Source organism: Streptomyces sp. NPDC088147, assembly GCF_044741565.1.
Taxonomy (GTDB): domain Bacteria; phylum Actinomycetota; class Actinomycetes; order Streptomycetales; family Streptomycetaceae; genus Streptomyces.
Map to the genome: position 1 here is coordinate 76,955 of NZ_JBIUSY010000010.1, position 14,697 is coordinate 91,651.

General features: G+C 71.6%; 14 protein-coding genes. 8 read left to right on the forward strand and 6 right to left on the reverse strand.

Annotated elements, in window-relative coordinates; genetic code table 11:
- Window positions 1-5 precede the first annotated feature (5 nt).
- The 5 genes from ACIOGX_RS31365 (at window position 6) to ACIOGX_RS31385 (ending at window position 4,930) form a co-directional block, all read left to right on the forward strand.
- Entirely contained in the window at window positions 6-989 is a 984-nt protein-coding gene (locus ACIOGX_RS31365; RefSeq protein ID WP_129772522.1) for a tripartite tricarboxylate transporter substrate binding protein, read from the forward strand.
- On the forward strand, window positions 989-1,570 hold the full coding sequence (locus ACIOGX_RS31370; protein ID WP_356518409.1) for a tripartite tricarboxylate transporter TctB family protein: 582 nt from the start codon (window positions 989-991) through the stop codon (window positions 1,568-1,570). Before ACIOGX_RS31365 ends, ACIOGX_RS31370 begins: the two co-directional genes overlap by 1 nt.
- Window positions 1,571-1,573: 3 nt before the next feature.
- Window positions 1,574-3,106 carry a tripartite tricarboxylate transporter permease gene (locus tag ACIOGX_RS31375; RefSeq protein WP_401918039.1) on the forward strand — a complete coding sequence of 511 codons (1,533 nt, stop codon included), beginning with the start codon at window positions 1,574-1,576 and terminating at the stop codon, window positions 3,104-3,106.
- Window positions 3,107-3,235: 129 nt separating this feature from the next.
- The gene (locus tag ACIOGX_RS31380; RefSeq protein ID WP_401918041.1) at window positions 3,236-4,447 is read left to right on the forward strand and encodes a methyltransferase domain-containing protein; all 1,212 of its coding nucleotides are present in this window, start codon (window positions 3,236-3,238) and stop codon (window positions 4,445-4,447) included.
- A 108-nt stretch (window positions 4,448-4,555) separates the two neighbouring features.
- Window positions 4,556-4,930, forward strand: a complete 375-nt coding sequence (locus ACIOGX_RS31385) for a GntR family transcriptional regulator (RefSeq protein ID WP_356518406.1) — start codon at window positions 4,556-4,558, stop codon at window positions 4,928-4,930.
- Window positions 4,931-4,996: 66 nt separating this feature from the next.
- On the opposite strand, the gene ACIOGX_RS31390 is transcribed toward ACIOGX_RS31385, so the two are convergent.
- Window positions 4,997-6,106 (reverse strand): DUF5925 domain-containing protein, encoded by a 1,110-nt coding sequence (locus ACIOGX_RS31390; protein ID WP_356518405.1) that lies wholly within the window; start codon window positions 6,104-6,106, stop codon window positions 4,997-4,999.
- 479 nt (window positions 6,107-6,585) lie between these two features.
- Here ACIOGX_RS31390 and ACIOGX_RS31395 point away from each other — a divergent pair, with 479 nt between their 5' ends.
- Together ACIOGX_RS31395 and ACIOGX_RS31400 are read left to right on the forward strand one after the other, a co-directional pair.
- On the forward strand, window positions 6,586-7,395 hold the full coding sequence (locus ACIOGX_RS31395; RefSeq protein WP_356518404.1) for an SGNH/GDSL hydrolase family protein: 810 nt from the start codon (window positions 6,586-6,588) through the stop codon (window positions 7,393-7,395).
- A 245-nt stretch (window positions 7,396-7,640) separates the two neighbouring features.
- Entirely contained in the window at window positions 7,641-7,904 is a 264-nt protein-coding gene (locus tag ACIOGX_RS31400; RefSeq protein WP_356518403.1) for a hypothetical protein, read from the forward strand.
- Between the two features lie 333 nt (window positions 7,905-8,237).
- Here the strand turns inward: ACIOGX_RS31400 and ACIOGX_RS31405 are convergent, their stop codons facing one another.
- Complete coding sequence (locus ACIOGX_RS31405) at window positions 8,238-9,020, reverse strand: ABC transporter permease (RefSeq protein WP_401918044.1); 783 nt, start codon at window positions 9,018-9,020, stop codon at window positions 8,238-8,240.
- Window positions 9,017-10,084, reverse strand: coding sequence for an ATP-binding cassette domain-containing protein (locus ACIOGX_RS31410; RefSeq protein ID WP_401918046.1), 1,068 nt, complete (start codon window positions 10,082-10,084; stop codon window positions 9,017-9,019). The genes ACIOGX_RS31405 and ACIOGX_RS31410 overlap by 4 nt, the downstream gene beginning before the upstream one ends.
- Before the next feature lie 64 nt (window positions 10,085-10,148).
- Here ACIOGX_RS31410 and ACIOGX_RS31415 point away from each other — a divergent pair, with 64 nt between their 5' ends.
- Window positions 10,149-10,895: a TetR/AcrR family transcriptional regulator gene (locus ACIOGX_RS31415; RefSeq protein ID WP_401918048.1), complete on the forward strand. Its 747-nt coding sequence runs from the start codon at window positions 10,149-10,151 to the stop codon at window positions 10,893-10,895.
- 25 nt (window positions 10,896-10,920) lie between these two features.
- Here ACIOGX_RS31415 and ACIOGX_RS31420 read toward each other — a convergent pair whose 3' ends face one another.
- The 3 genes from ACIOGX_RS31420 to hmgA form a co-directional block, all read right to left on the reverse strand.
- The gene (locus ACIOGX_RS31420) at window positions 10,921-12,132 is read right to left on the reverse strand and encodes a type ISP restriction/modification enzyme (protein WP_401918050.1); all 1,212 of its coding nucleotides are present in this window, start codon (window positions 12,130-12,132) and stop codon (window positions 10,921-10,923) included.
- 181 nt (window positions 12,133-12,313) lie between these two features.
- Window positions 12,314-13,072, reverse strand: a complete 759-nt coding sequence (locus ACIOGX_RS31425; RefSeq protein ID WP_356518398.1) for a GntR family transcriptional regulator — start codon at window positions 13,070-13,072, stop codon at window positions 12,314-12,316.
- 70 nt (window positions 13,073-13,142) lie between these two features.
- Window positions 13,143-14,474, reverse strand: coding sequence for a homogentisate 1,2-dioxygenase (gene hmgA / locus ACIOGX_RS31430; protein ID WP_401918052.1), 1,332 nt, complete (start codon window positions 14,472-14,474; stop codon window positions 13,143-13,145).
- Window positions 14,475-14,697 lie beyond the last annotated feature (223 nt).

Consider the following 14,697-nt stretch of genomic DNA (forward strand, 5'->3'; position numbering starts at 1 on the left):
CACACGTGCGATCGCGCACCCCCCTGGCCCTGCTCGGGTCGGCGCTGCTGGTGCTGGTGGGGCCGCCGCTGCTCTCCTCGGGCAGTGGCGCCGACACCGGTACGCAGATCCCCGGCCTGCGCTTCATGGTCCCCAACACCCCCGGCGGCGGCTACGACATCACGGCCCGCACCCTGGCCAAGAACGCCGAGGACGCCGAACTGACCCACAACATCGAGGTCTTCAACCTGCCCGGGGCCGGCGGCACCGTCGGGCTCACCCGGCTCGTCGGCGAGCACGGCAACGGCAAGCTCGCGATGTCCATGGGGCTCGGGGTGGTCGGCGCCGTCCACACCAACAAGTCGCCCAAGACCCTCGCCGACACGACCCCGATCGCCCGGATCACCGAGGAATCGGACATCGTCGTCGTCGGCAAGGACTCCCCGTTCAAGACCATCGACGACCTGCTGACAGCCTGGAAGGCCAACCCGGCCAAGGTGCCGGTCGGCGGCGGATCGGCGCCCGGCGGGCCCGACCATCTCGCCCCCATGCTGATGGCGGACGCCGCGGGCATCGCCCCGAAGACGGTCAACTACATCCCGTTCGACGGCGGCGGTGAACTCCTCGCCTCGATCCTCGGCAACAAGGTCGCCTTCGGAGTCTCCGGCCTCGGCGAGTACCTCGACCAGATCGAATCGGGTGAGCTGCGGCTCCTCGCGGTCACCGGCCCCGAGCGGATCCCCGGCCTGGACGCCCCCACCCTGCGCGAGTCCGGCCTCGACACCGACTTCACCAACTGGCGCGGCATCGTCGCCCCGCCGGGCATCTCCGACGCCGAACGCACCAAGCTTCTCGCCTTCTTCGAGAAGCTCCACGACTCGCCCCAGTGGCGGGACTCCCTCAAGAAGAACGGCTGGGACGACGCGTTCCTGACCGGCGAGAAGTTCGGCGACTTCCTCGCCGAGGAAGACCGCCGCGTGGACTCGGTCCTGAAGGAGCTGGGACTGTGATGTCACCCACCGGCACGCCGGAAACACCGAACAAGCCGCACCCGGCGACCGCACCGCGGGCAGCCTCCGGAACACCGGACTCCGGCGCCCGCTCCTGGCTGCGCGAGCACTCCGAGATCGGCGTCGGACTCCTCCTGCTCGTCCTCGGTGTCCTCGTCCTCACCGACGCGCTCACCATGAACGTCGACATCGCCCAGCGCGGCCCCGTCGGCCCCAAGACCGTCCCGGTCGTCGTCGGCGTCGGCCTGATCGTCGTCGCCGTACTGCTCACCCTCGACGTCCTGCGCGGCGGCCGGGGCGAGGCGGAGGGCGGCGAGGACATCGACCTCGCGGAGCCCAGCGACTGGCGGACCGTCCTGCTGCTCGCCGGTGTCTTCCTCGGCAACGCCGTCCTCATCGGCCCGCTCGGCTTCCCGATCTCCGGCGCCCTGCTCTTCTGGGGCTCGGCGTACGCGCTCGGCAGCCGCCACTACCACCGTGACCCGCTCATCGCCGCGGGCCTCGCGCTGGTCACCTACTTCGTCTTCAACAACCTGCTCGGTGTCCCCCTCCCCGGTGGCCCGCTGATGGGGGTGCTGTAACCGATGGACTCCCTGAACTCGCTCATCGACGGCTTCGGTACGGCGCTCACGCCGATGAATCTGCTCTGGGCCGCGATAGGCGTGCTGCTCGGCACGGCCATCGGGGTCCTGCCCGGCATCGGCCCCGCCATGGCCGTCGCACTGCTGCTCCCCGTGACGTACGGGCTCGAACCGACCGGCGCATTCATCATGTTCGCCGGTATCTACTACGGCGCGATGTTCGGCGGCTCGACCACCTCGATCCTGCTCAACACCCCCGGTGAGAGCGCCGCCGTGGTGGCCGCCATCGAGGGCAACCCGATGGCCAAGGCCGGACGGGGAGCGCAGGCGCTCGCCGCGGCGGCCGGCGGACACTTCGCCGGCGGCATGATCGGCACGATCCTGCTGGTGGTCCTCGCGCCCACCGTCGCCTCGCTCGCGGTGGACATCGGCGCCCCCGACTACTTCGCGATCATGGTGCTGGCGTTCATCGCCGTCACCTCCGTCCTCGGCTCCTCCCGGATCCGCGGACTCGCCTCGCTGCTCATCGGACTCACCCTCGGTCTGGTCGGCCTCGACCAGATGACCGGCCAGCAGCGGCTGACCTTCGGCTCGCTCCAGCTCGCCGACGGCATCGACGTCGTCATCGTCGCGGTCGGGCTCTTCGCGATCGGCGAGGCCCTCTGGGTCGCCGCGCACCTGCGGCGCTCCACGGGCGAGGCCATTCCGGTCGGCCGCCCCTGGCTCGGCAAGAAGGACGTCAGCCGCACCTGGCGGCCCTGGCTGCGCGGCCCGGTCATCGGCTTCCCGTTCGGCGCGATCCCGGCCGGCGGCGCGGAGATCCCCACGTTCCTCTCGTACGTCACGGAGAAGCGGCTCTCCAAGCACAAGGACGAGTTCGGCAAGGGCGCCATCGAGGGCGTGGCGGGACCCGAGTCCGCGGCCTCCGCCTCGGCGGCCGGGACGCTGGTCTCGATGCTGACCCTCGGACTGCCCACGACGGCCGTCGCCGCCGTGATGCTGGCCGCCTTCCAGCAGTACGGCATCCAGCCGGGACCGCTGCTCTTCGAACGCGAACCCGATCTGGTCTGGGGCCTGATCGCCTCGCTCTTCGTCGGCATGGTGCTGCTGCTCGCGCTCAACCTGCCGCTCGCACCGGTCTGGGCCAAGCTGCTGCGCATCCCGCGCCCCTATCTCTACGCGGGGATCCTCTTCTTCGCGGCCGTCGGCGCGTACGCGGTCGGCGGGGAGGCGCTGGACCTGGTCATCCTGCTGATCATCGGTCTGATCGGCTTCGGTATGCGGCGCTACGGACTGCCGGTGCTGCCGGCCGTGATCGGCGTCATCCTGGGCCCGGCCGCCGAACAGCAGCTGCGGCGCGCGCTCCAGATCAGCGACGGAAGCGTGTCAGGACTGGTCAACACGCCGTTCTCCGTGACGGTGTACGCGGTGATCGTGCTGCTGCTCGCCTGGCCTGGGGTGAAGAAGCTGATCGCGCTGCGCCGCGAGCGCCGCGACCGTAGTGACCGCGGCGACCGTGGTGATGTGACGGTGTGACCGGCGACGACTGACGCACGGCCGCACCCTTCTCCGCCCCGCGACCGCCACTCCGGTGGTCGCGGGGCGGCGGCACGTGGTCGGCAGGAGGTCAGGGGCGTTGTCAGTGGTGGGTGCCACCATCGGAGCATGACGACGATCGACTGGGACTCCCTCGCCGACTCCTTCGACCAGGAGCCCGATCACGGGCTGCTGGACCCCGGCGTCCGCGCCGCCTGGGCCGCCCGGCTGGCGGACTGGCTGCCCGGGGCTCCTTCCCGGGTGCTCGACCTCGGATGCGGTACGGGGAGCCTGGCCCTGCTCGCCGCCGAGCGGGGCCATCGGGTCACGGCCGTCGATCTCTCGCCCCGCATGGTGGCTCTGGCCAGATCCAAGCTCGCGGGTACGGACGCGGAGGTGCTGGTCGGCGACGCGGGACGGCCGCCGGTGGGGGAGCGGACGTTCGACGTGGTCCTGGCCCGCCATGTGGTGTGGATGCTGCCGGATCCCGAAGAGGCGCTGCGGCACTGGGCGTCGCTGCTGCGACCGGGTGGCCGGCTGGTGCTGATCGAGGGGGTCTGGTCCGGTACGGGCGGCCTGCCCGCCGCGCGGCTCACCGCCGCCCTGGCCCCGCTCGGCGAACGGGTCCACCATGAGTGGCTCTCCGCCGACCCCGCCCTCTGGGGCCGCCCGGTGGACGATGAACGGTACGCGCTGATCGCCCGGTCGGCCCCGCCCGAGCGCCATACCGAGGTGGTCGATGTCCATCTGATCCTGCGCAGGGGCGACGAGGTCCTGCTCGCCCGCCGCTCCGGCACGGGATACGGGGACGGCCTGCTCAACGGGCCCTCAGGACATGTCGAGCCGGGCGAGGACGTCCGTACGGCCATGATCCGTGAGGCGCGCGAGGAGATCGGCGTCGAGCTGACCCCCGCCGATCTGCGCGTCGCGCTGGTCATGCAGCACCGGGGACCGGCCGGACAGCCCCGGATCGGCTGGTTCTTCGAGGCGGGGTACGGCGCCGGGGGCGAGCCGTACAACCGCGAGCCGGAGAAGTGCTCCGGCCTCTCCTGGCATCCGCTGTCCGCGCTCCCGGACGATCTGGTCGCCTTCTGCCGCGCGGGACTCGACGCCTATCGCGCCGGCGAACGCTTCGTCATCCACTGGCACGAGGACGACGATCCGATCGCCCACACCCCGGGCACCCCGGACCGTTCGGTCATCCTGCCGGCCACCGCCACCGCCACCGCTGCCGCCTCCGCCTCCGCTGCCGATACCGGCACAGGCACAGGCACCGGCACAGGCACCGGCTCGGTCACTGACACGGCCATCTCCGGGAGCACGGAAGCGCAGGACCGTTGACGGGGTACCACCGGGGCGCCGCCCCTTACGCGCCCCGCTCCCGTCGCGTTCCGGCCACCCCTGCCGTGTACCGCACGGTGGCGGTGGGTCGTGGGGGAGAATCGATTCGTGACCTTGAAGATCGTGATCGACCCGGCCGCCACGACCCCACCGTACGAACAACTGCGTACCCAGATCTCCGCGAAGGCGCGGTCAGGCGCGCTGCCGGTCGGGTACAGACTCCCGACCGTACGGGGGCTCGCCGAGGAGCTGGGGCTGGCCGCCAACACCGTCGCCAAGGCATATCGCGCGCTGGAGACCGACGGGGTGATCGAGACCCGGGGCAGAAACGGTACGTTCGTCGCCGCCGCGGGGGAGGCCGCCGAGCGGGAGACCGCGGCGGCCGCGCGGGCCTACGCGGAGCGCGCCCAGCGACTGGGGCTCGGCCGGGCCGCCGCGCTCGCCGCGGTGGAGGAAGCGGTACGGGCCGTCTACGCCAGATGACCGGAAACGGCACGGCCGGCTGCCGGGCCGGCGGGTGACGGGCCATCGGGCGCCGGACGCGGGGCGTCAGAGGTAGAGGCCCGCGTCCTCGCCCGTGTGCTGGGCCGGGACCGACGCCGGGCCGGTGCCGCGGCGCAGCGCGTACAGCTCCGCCAGCGTCGCTCCCTCGCGGCCGACCGCCGTCTCCCAGTCGCCGTCCTCCCTGCTCAGCCAGGACAGCGCCTCCGGACGGGTCAGTGAGCCGACCTCGATCCTGGCCAGACAGCGTCCCGGCCTGACCACCGCCGGATGCAGCCGCTCCAGGTCCTCGTTGGTCGTCACCCCCACCAGTACGTTCCTGCCCTGGCCGAGCAGTCCGTCGGTGAGGTTCAGCAGCCGCGAGAGCGCCTGTCCCGCCGTGTGCTTGGCCTCGCCGCGGATCAGCTCGTCGCAGTCCTCCAGGAGCAGCAGCCGCCAGCGGCCCTTCGCCGAGCCGTCGTCCTCGCCGATCGCGATGTCCATCAGATAGCCGACATCGTTGAAGAGCCGCTCGGGGTCGAGCACACAGTCCACCTGGCACCAGTCGCGCCACGAACGGGCCAGCGTGCGCAGCGCGGACGTCTTGCCGGTGCCGGGCGGGCCGTGCAGCAGGAGCAGCCGGCCCGCGATGTCGTCCGGGGTCACCTTCATCAGCCGGTCCATCGCGTCGGCCACCGGCGCGGTGTAGTTGGGCCTGACCTCGTCCCACGTACCGGCCGCGATCTGCCGGGTGGTGCGGTGCGGGCCGCGGCGCGGTGAGACGTACCAGAAGCCCATGGTCACGTTCTCGGGCTGCGGTTCCGGTTCGTCCTGCGCGCCGTCGGTCACCTGGTGGTGGATCTTCTCGGCCAGTTCCGAGCTGACCGCCGTCACCGTGACATCGGCGCCGCGGTTCCAGCGGGACACCAGCAGCGTCCAGCCGGCGCCCTCGGCGAGCGTCGCGCTGCGGTCGTCGTCGCGGGCCGAGCGCAGCACGGTCGCGTCCGGCGGCAGCAGCGTCACCCCCGATCTGACCCGGTCGATCGTGGAGCTGTGGGAGTGCGGCTGCTCGCCCGTGGCGAAGCGGCCGAGGAACAGCGCGTCGACCACATCCGAGGGCGAGTCGCTGTCGTCGACGTTGAGCCGGATCGGCAGGGCGTCCTGAGGCTTGGCAGACATGTCGCCCATGATCCGGCACAGGCGCGGCCGATGCACGGTGTTTTGCCCTGTGGCGGCGACCGGACAGGGCCTGGTGACCGAACGCGCCGGAGCTCGCTCCGCGCGCCCGCACCCATGGCCGTCACCCCCGGACGGCCGCGTTCGTACGGCTCACCTCCCCACTGGAGGTCAACGCGACTCCTGGGCGCTCCCCTTGAGCCACACGTGCGACGGACCGGCGCGGGTGGAGGCACGCCGGTATGGGTGAGGGGGGTCCCGTTGGCAACACCTGGAACGTCGGTACGCTTTTCGCTTCTTTGGCCGTACATCGCCGGTCGATTCCATTACCTCTTCGATCAGATCTATTCGAATAGGGGCGAAGCATGCGCTTCTGATGCTCCGGCCGGAAGCCTCGTGGAATGTTCTTGGCATGAACACTTCCAGTGAAGTGAACTGCCTGGTAACTAAGTTGAGGCAGCAATCCCGCTAGGAGAGGTCTTATGAAACTGTCCCGCATCACAGCGTTCTCGTCCTCGCTCCTTCTCGGCGCCGTGCTCGCTCTCACCGGAGCCGCCACGGCCCAGGCCGCGGACTCGGCGGCAGCCGTCGACTATGTGGCGCTCGGCGACTCGTACTCCTCGGGCGTCGGTTCCGGCAGCTACGACAGCGGGAGCGGCAGTTGCAAACGCACCCCCAAGGCGTTCCCCGCGCTCTGGGCTGCCGCGAACGCACCCGCCTCGTTCGCGTTCACCGCCTGTTCCGGCGCCCGTACGGGTGATGTGACCGCCAGTCAGCTGGGCCCGGTCAACTCGGGAACCGATCTCGTCAGCATCAGCATCGGCGGGAACGACGCCGGTTTCGCCGACGTGATGACCACCTGCGTGCTCCAGTCGGAGGCCACCTGCCTCAACCGGGTCGCGACGGCGCGCGCGTTCGTCGACAACACCCTGCCCGGAAACCTCGACTCGGTGTACACGGCGATCAGATCCAAGGCGCCGTCGGCCCGGGTGGTCGTCCTCGGGTATCCGCGCTTCTACCAGCTCAACGGCACCTGCACCTCAGGGCTGAGCGAGAACGAGCGCGCCGCGATCAACAGCGCCGCCGACTACCTCAACACGGCGACCGCCAAGCGGGCGGCCGACCACGGCTTCACCTTCGCCGATGTCGCCGGGGCCTTCACCGGACATGAGATCTGCTCCGGCTCGGCGTGGCTGCACAGCGTGAACTGGCTCAACATCGGTGAGTCGTACCACCCCACCGCCGCCGGTCAGTCGGGCGGCTATCTGCCGGCCTTCCGCTCGGCGGCCTGACGCCCGGATGACGAGCGCGGGGCCGGTCGCCGGGGCCTGGAGAGACCCGGAACCGGCCCCGCCGCACGCTGTGGTCCCCGATGCGGCGAAGTGTCCAACTCGCCCTGAAATAAGATGGATCGGGCGGTGGGGGTCGCTACCCGTACGGGTGTGGTCCGTCGCAAAGGCGGTATACACGGGTGTCCCGGTGGGGCGATAGGGTTAACCTGCCCGGGCCGGGTGCCCTCGTACGGGTGGGGAGTGAAATGGAACAGATAACGGTGCACAGCAGGGCGCGAGTCCCTGCGATCACATGCGGGAGCGGCGCGTCCAGTTCGCGTCTCGACCGACATCTCTCGGTGCTCGGCGGACCCGCCGTGCCACAGCGGGAGACGGCCGAGGCGACGCTGCTGATGCGCGAGCTGACATCGCGTGATCGCTCGGAGGCACAGAGAAGCAAGGGCGCGCGTGTCTCGCTCTTCGCGCCGCTGCGGCGGCTGCGCCGCTCGCTGTTCGGCAGCCGCCGCTGATCCTCACGGCTCCATGGCGCCGGCGCGCCAACACCGTGAGCGCGTGACCGCCTCACGGCGTTATGGCATGCCTGAGCGCGTCCGGGTTTTCCCGAACGCGCTCGGGTGATCACGCCGTCCGGCGCAGTGCTGCACTCCACTCGTCCGTCATCCCCAGCGGGCCCGCAGCAGTGCGCCGGAGCGTTCGCCTGGTGCGTGACCCTTCCTCACCTCACCTCTCACCTCTCTTCTGCCTCTCTTCACCTCTTCCTCGTAGCTCCTCGAAGCGGTGGCCCCGGCCGGTGCTCCACTCCCCGACACCGGTCCGGGCCGGCCGCCCCGGCCTTCTTCGTCTCAGGCGTCGCTCCGGGCGTACCGCCGGACCGCGAGCGGTACGAACAGGGCGAGGAGCAGCAGCGACCAGAACAGCGATCCGGCCACCGGATGGGCCACCGGCCAGGCAGCGTCCGCGGCCGGCGCGGCATTGCCGCAGAGAGCGCGGACCGCCGCCGCGAGCGCGCTGATCGGGTTCCACTCCGCGACCCCACGCAGCCAGCCGGGCAGCCCCTCGGCCGGGATGTACGCGTTGGAGAGCAGCGGCAGAACGAATGTCGCGGCGCCGAGCTGACCGGCCGCCTCCTCATTTCGGATGAGCAGCCCGAGATACGTACCGACCCAGTTGGCCGCGAACCGGAAGAGCAGCAGCAGCCCGAGGGCGCCGAGCGCGCCGAGGGCGCCGCCCTCGATCCGCCACCCCACCGCGAGCCCCACCAGCAGCAGCGGCACCATCCCCGCGGCCGTGGTCAGCAGATCCGCCGTGGTCTGCCCCAGCGGTACGGCGACCCTGCTCATCGGCAGCGTCAGAAACCGGTCCATGACCCCGCGCTGCACGTCCTGCGACGCCTGGAACATCCCGGTCATGACGCCGCCCGCGGCCGTCGCGGCGAGCAGCCCCGGCACGAGATAGGCGCGGTACTGCTCACCCGGCATCGCGAGTGCGCTGCCGAAGACGTAGCCGAAGAACAGCAGCATGTTGACCGGCATGGCCTGGGTGAGGATCACCACGCCCGGCGCGTGCCTGATGCGCTGGAGGTGGCGTCCGAGGACGGCACCGCTGTCGTACGCGAGGGTGCTCATGCGGCGTGCTCCTTGTCGTATCGCCCGTCGTGCCGCCCGTGCTCGTCGTGCCGCTCGTCCCGCCGGGCGGACGGCTCGTCGTGCCGGTGGGGCGCCCGGGGGTCCGTACGGTCGGTCAGCCGCAGGAACACCTCGTCGAGCGTCGGCGGACGCAGACTGGCGTCGGCCACCGGCACCCCCGCCGCGTCCAGCTCCCGGACGAGCCGGGGCAGGGTCAGCGCCGGGTCCTTCGCCACGGCCCCCGCGGTGCGGCGCTCCCGGTCGAGCGCGGGCTCGGCACCGGTCAGCCGGTCGAGTACGGCCGCCGCCGCGAGGATCGCCGTCTCCGCCGCCGTCTCCGTGGGCTCCTCGGCGAGGACGACCTCCGCGTACGAGCCGATGAGCGCCTTGAGTTCGGCCGGGGTGCCGCGATGCGCGGCCCGGCCCCGGTCGATCAGCACGATGTCGTCGGCCAGCCGGTCGGCCTCCTCCAGGTACTGCGTGGTCAGCAGGATCGTGGTGCCCAGGCCGGCGAGTTCGCGTACGGCCCGCCAGATCTGGTTGCGGCTGTGCGGGTCGAGCCCGGTGGTCGGCTCGTCCAGGAAGAGCACCTGGGGGCGGGTCAGCAGACTGGCGGCCAGATCGAGCCGCCGCCGCATCCCCCCGGAGTAGGTCCGTGCCGGCCGGTCCGCCGCGTCCGTCAGTTCGAACCGCTCCAGGAGCTCATCGGCACGGGCCCGGCCCGCGGCGCCCCTGAGACGGAGCAGCTTCGCGAAGAGCCGGAGGTTCTCCCGGCCCGTCAGCTCGCCGTCCACGGAGGCGTACTGGCCGGCGACCCCGATCGACCGGCGTACCGCGCGCGGATCGGCGAGGACATCGTGCCCGGCGACGAGCGCCGTGCCCGCGTCGGGGGCGGTGAGGGTGGTCAGGATCCGTACGGCGGTGGTCTTGCCCGCGCCGTTCGGCCCGAGCACCCCGCAGACCGTGCCCTCCGCGACGGCCAGATCCAGGCCGCGAAGGGCGTACACATCGGCCCCGTAGCGTTTCTCCAGACCTTCACTAAGTACAGCGTACGTAGTTGTCATGCGGTCCACCGTAGCGCACTACGTACGTTGTACGTAACTAAGATGGTGGACGAGGTGATGATCGATGGCGGGGCGACCTGCTGAACCCGAAGTGATCTGGGCACGTCCCGAGCGGTCAGGACGCGGTCCCAAGCCGGCCTTCAGCCGCGCCGATATCGCGGCGGCGGCCTGCCGTCTCGCCGACACGGGCGGCCTGGACGCCGTCACCATGCGCCATGTCGCCGCCGAACTGGGCTGCGGCACGATGTCGCTCTACAACTACGTGCCGCGCAAGGAGGATCTGTACGAGCTGATGGTCGACCGGGTCTCGGGCGAGTACGACCTGCCCGAGAAGCCGTCCGGTGACTGGCGGGCCGATCTGACCGACCTCGCGCACCGCGCCCGCGCGATCATGCACACGCACCCCTGGATGGCGCGGCTGATGTCGGCGGTCTACGGATTCAGCCCGAACACGATGCGGTACCTCGAATACAGCCTGACCTGCCTGGACGCCATCGACGCGCCCTACGGCGAGAAGATGGAGCTGGTGGCGATGGTCAACGGTGTCGTGACCACGTACGTCGCCAACGAGCTCCAGACGGCCGAGCGCACCAGATCCCTGCCGTGGTCCGCCGAGCGGGAGCACGCCATACGCATGGCCTACCTGGGCCGGGAGATCGCGTCGGGCCGCTATCCGCGCATGGCGGCGGCGTTCGCGGAGGACTCGGGGCCGATCGACATGGAAGCCGTGTTCGACCGGGCGCTCGCACGGGTCCTGGACGCCTTCGACACCCGGCGGCCGGAGACGTCCCGGCGGCCGGAAGCCCCCTGAAGCGGGCCGCCGACAGTCCCGAAGGTCAGAGCAGCGCGAACTGGCCTTCCGGCCCCTCCTCGTGGTGGTCCAGTACGGAGGCCGGCCGCCGCGCCGCCGCCGGGACCGGCAGGACGCCCGCGGCGCGCAGCTCCGCCGTACCGATCGCCGGACCGGCCCCGGGCAACTCCGCCTGGAGCGGCCGGAGTTCCGCCAGGAGCGCGAGGACCGTGATCAGTTCGAGCAGCTCGGAGGTCCACTCGCGCGGCCACTCCGACGGGCCGACCGCCGCCAGCGTGCCCGGCTCCGGACGCGCGGTACGGCGCTCGAACCACAGCTCCAGCGTCCGTACGCCGCCCACCGTGAAGTCCCATGCCCCGGCCGGTACGGGCGAGATGCGGCCCGAGCCGAGCCGGAGCACCTCCTCCGCCGGGTCGTAGCCGATGTCCTCCGGCCGGGCCGGAACGGCGGCCCGTACATAGGGGCGGCGGCCACCGGGCAGCCGGGGCCGCTCACCGCCGTGTGCCCCGCGCAGCTGGATCCGGACCATCCGCCGCCCCAGCTCGACCCCGGAGGCCCAGACGGCGGGATCGGCGGTCAGCGGCACCGCGCAGCCGGCCGGGGTCCCCACGGCGACCGCCACGGCCCAGGCGAGCAGCTCCTCGGAGGTGACCTCATGGCCGTACCGCGCGGCCAGCAGGGCGGTCAGCCCCGGGGCCAGATTGGGTTCCGTGCCACCGGGCCTGCGGTAGAGCGGCCGGATCCTGCCGGGCCGCCCGGCCGGCGAACGGCCGTCCGGGAGCACCGCGCCGACCAGCAGCGCGGGCCCCGCGGCCCCCGGTACGTAGCCCTGCTCCACGGCGAAGACCTGGTGGTCGTCGGCGACCCGCCACAGCTCGGGGCGGGCCGCGTCGATCAGCCGGTGGTCCGGGATCAGCCACTGTTCGTCGAACGGTCCATGGAGCACCCGCACCGGCTCGGGGCAGCGCCCCGACTCCCGCGCGAACCGCCCGGTGCCGGTGGCCCGGCCAGGCAGCGCGGCGACCGCGCTGTTCGGCGTACGCGCCCGGGTCGGCCCGAACAGCGCCTCGCGCTCGGCGCCCTCGGCCCGTACGAGCCGGTCCCAGCGGGCGGTGAGCGAGGGCCGGTCGGGGGCGAGGACCCACTCCCTGCCGAACCGCAGCGGGGGCGTCGACCACGGCATGAGATCGCTCAGCAGCGGGCTCTCGTCCGTCGCCCCGGACCGCGTCGCCGTCATGCGGACCGCCCCTCCCGTCGGTCTGTGCGCCCTGGGCCCTGTCGGCCGGGGCCCGGACGAGTAAGTCCGAGCCGCATGCTATCGGCCACGGCGAGGGGTCCGCCGAGGGAGGCTTCGGGGCACTTTGGACGCACCTGTCTCCCGGCCAGGTGCTGCCCTGGCGGGACGTTCGCCACACGGTCTAGGCCCTGAGGTCCGGCTCCACCGTGACCGAGAAGGAGAACCGGTCCCCCCGGTAGTGGATCCGCGCCACGTCCGCGACCCGGCCGCTCTCGTCGTACGTCACCCCCGTGTAGTGCAGGATCGGGCTCAGCAGCGGCACCCGCAGCAGCTCGGCCGTGGCCGGGTCCGCGAGCCGGGCCTCCACCGTGTCCGTGATCCGGCTGATCCGCACCCCGACCAGGTCGCGCAGCACCTTCGTCATCGGCCAGCGCTCCAGATCCGTCACGTCGATACCGGCCGCGATATCCGGACGGACCGCGTTCTCCGCCCAGTTGACGGGCTCGCCGCTCTCGCCGTCGCAGCGCAGCCGGCGGTAGGTGATCACCTCGTCCGCCCCGGGGAAGTACTCCGCGAGCGCGCCGGGCACCGGGGCCGGGCCATGGCCGAGGAGTGTGGTCAGCTCACCGGACTGCTGGGCGACGATCGCGTCGATCGAGCCGAGCAGCCGGCGCGGCGCCCCGCGCCGGGCGCCCGGTTCGATGAAGGTGCCGCGCCGCCGGTGCCGGCTGATCAGGCCCTCCTCCTCCAGTTCCTTGAGCGCCTGACGCATCGTCAGCACGCTGACGCCGTAGTGCGTGGCGAGCTGCTCCTCGGTCGGCAGCCGCAGCGGATCGTGCGGCCGGCGGCCCAGTATCGAGGCGCGCAGCGACTGGGAGACCTGGTACCAGAGTGGAAGCTTGCGGTTCAGGATCAGTGAGTCCGGGGCGAAGGAGGTCACCGGCGACTCCCCGGCTGTGGCGACTCCAAAACGGGTGGCACCTCCACGACTGTGTGTCCGAAACTCCGGGTCATGGCCTGAAGTGGCGCTCCAGACCTTGCCATACGTTGTCGTAACCGCGCTGGAGATGGCCGGCACCGGCCGCCTGCGCGGTCGCCGTCACCGGCCAGCGGGTCTCGAACATGAAGGCCAGGCCGTCGTCGATCTTCTGCGGCTTCAGCTCGGCGGCGCTCGCCCGGTCGAAGGTCTGCCGGTCGGGGCCGTGTGCCGACATCATGTTGTGCAGCGAGCCGCCGCCGGGGACGAAGCCGCCCTCGCCGGCCGTCTTCGCGTCGTACGCGCCCTCGATCAGGCCCATGTACTCGCTCATCACATTGCGGTGGAAGTACGGCGGCCGGAACGTGTCCTCGCCGACCAGCCAGCGCGGGGCGAAGACGACGAAGTCGACTCCGGCGAGGCCCGGGGTCTCGGACGGCGATGTCAGCACCGTGAAGATCGACGGGTCGGGGTGGTCGTAGCTGATGGTCCCCATGACGTTGAAGCGGCGCAGATCGTAGACGTACGGCACATGGTTGCCGTGCCAGGCCACCACATCGAGCGGGGAGTGGTCGTAGGTGGCGGCCCAGAGGTTGCCGCAGAACTTGTTGACCACCTGGGTCGGCCGCTCGATGTCCTCGTACGCGGCGACCGGAGCGCGGAAGTCACGCGCGTTGGCGAGGCCGTTGGCGCCGATCGGTCCGAGGTCGGGCAGGACGAAGGGCCGGCCGTGGTTCTCGCAGACATAGCCGCGTGCCGTCTCGTCCAGCGGCTCCACCCGGAAGCGCACGCCACGGGGTATCAGCACCACCTCGCCCGGACGGGCGGCGAGCAGGCCCAGTTCGGTACGGATCAGCAGACCGCCGTGTTCGGGAACGATCAGCAGTTCGCCGTCCGCGTCGCTGAACACCCGGTCCCTCATGGGGGAGTTGGCGTAGTAGAGATGAATCGCCATTCCCGTGCGCCGGGTCGCGTCCCCGTTGCCGCCCAGCGTCCACAGACCGGCCAGGAAGTCGGTGCCGGGGGCGGGCTCGGGCAGCGGGTCCCAGCGCAGCCGGTTGGGATCGGGGTCGGTCTCCGTGAACGGGGCCCCGCGCAGCGAGCCGTTGTCGATACGGGCGAACGGCGGATGCGCGGCCGACGGCCGGATCCGGTACAGCCAGGTCCGCCGGTTGTGCGCGCGGGGTTCGGTGAACGCGCTGCCGCTCAGCTGCTCCGCGTAGAGACCGAGCGGCGCGCGCTGGGGTGTGTTGCGGCCGACCGGCAGTGCTCCCGGCACGGCCTCGGAGCTGTGCTCGTTGCCGAAGCCGGAGGAGTGGTCCAAGGCCCCGGCCGTCTTCCGCGCCTGCTCGATGTCGTTCGTCATCCGCGTCCGCTCCTCGGTCAAGGAATCCCGGAAGGCTAATCCTATGGACAACCGTAGGATTAGTGGTGCGCTTCGTCAACGGGGCCGAGCGGCATCATGGATCCCGTGTCACGCGACCGTACGCATACCAAGCCCGATGCCGAGCCCCAGGCCGGCGCCGAACCCGAGCCCGAGCCCGACTCCGTCCCCGACGCCGATCCCGGGGCGGACGCGGAGGCCGACG

Coding starts and splice junctions, on each gene's coding strand:
- ACIOGX_RS31370 (WP_356518409.1), top strand. CDS start 989: ATGTCACCCACCGGCACGCCGGAAACACCGAACAAGCCGCACCCGGCG.
- ACIOGX_RS31420 (WP_401918050.1), bottom strand. CDS start 12,132: ATGACGGCGACGCGGTCCGGGGCGACGGACGAGAGCCCGCTGCTGAGC.
- ACIOGX_RS31395 (WP_356518404.1), top strand. CDS start 6,586: ATGAAACTGTCCCGCATCACAGCGTTCTCGTCCTCGCTCCTTCTCGGC.
- ACIOGX_RS31375 (WP_401918039.1), top strand. CDS start 1,574: ATGGACTCCCTGAACTCGCTCATCGACGGCTTCGGTACGGCGCTCACG.
- ACIOGX_RS31415 (WP_401918048.1), top strand. CDS start 10,149: ATGGCGGGGCGACCTGCTGAACCCGAAGTGATCTGGGCACGTCCCGAG.
- hmgA (WP_401918052.1), bottom strand. CDS start 14,474: ATGACGAACGACATCGAGCAGGCGCGGAAGACGGCCGGGGCCTTGGAC.
- ACIOGX_RS31380 (WP_401918041.1), top strand. CDS start 3,236: ATGACGACGATCGACTGGGACTCCCTCGCCGACTCCTTCGACCAGGAG.
- ACIOGX_RS31410 (WP_401918046.1), bottom strand. CDS start 10,084: ATGACAACTACGTACGCTGTACTTAGTGAAGGTCTGGAGAAACGCTAC.
- ACIOGX_RS31400 (WP_356518403.1), top strand. CDS start 7,641: ATGGAACAGATAACGGTGCACAGCAGGGCGCGAGTCCCTGCGATCACA.
- ACIOGX_RS31390 (WP_356518405.1), bottom strand. CDS start 6,106: ATGTCTGCCAAGCCTCAGGACGCCCTGCCGATCCGGCTCAACGTCGAC.
- ACIOGX_RS31405 (WP_401918044.1), bottom strand. CDS start 9,020: ATGAGCACCCTCGCGTACGACAGCGGTGCCGTCCTCGGACGCCACCTC.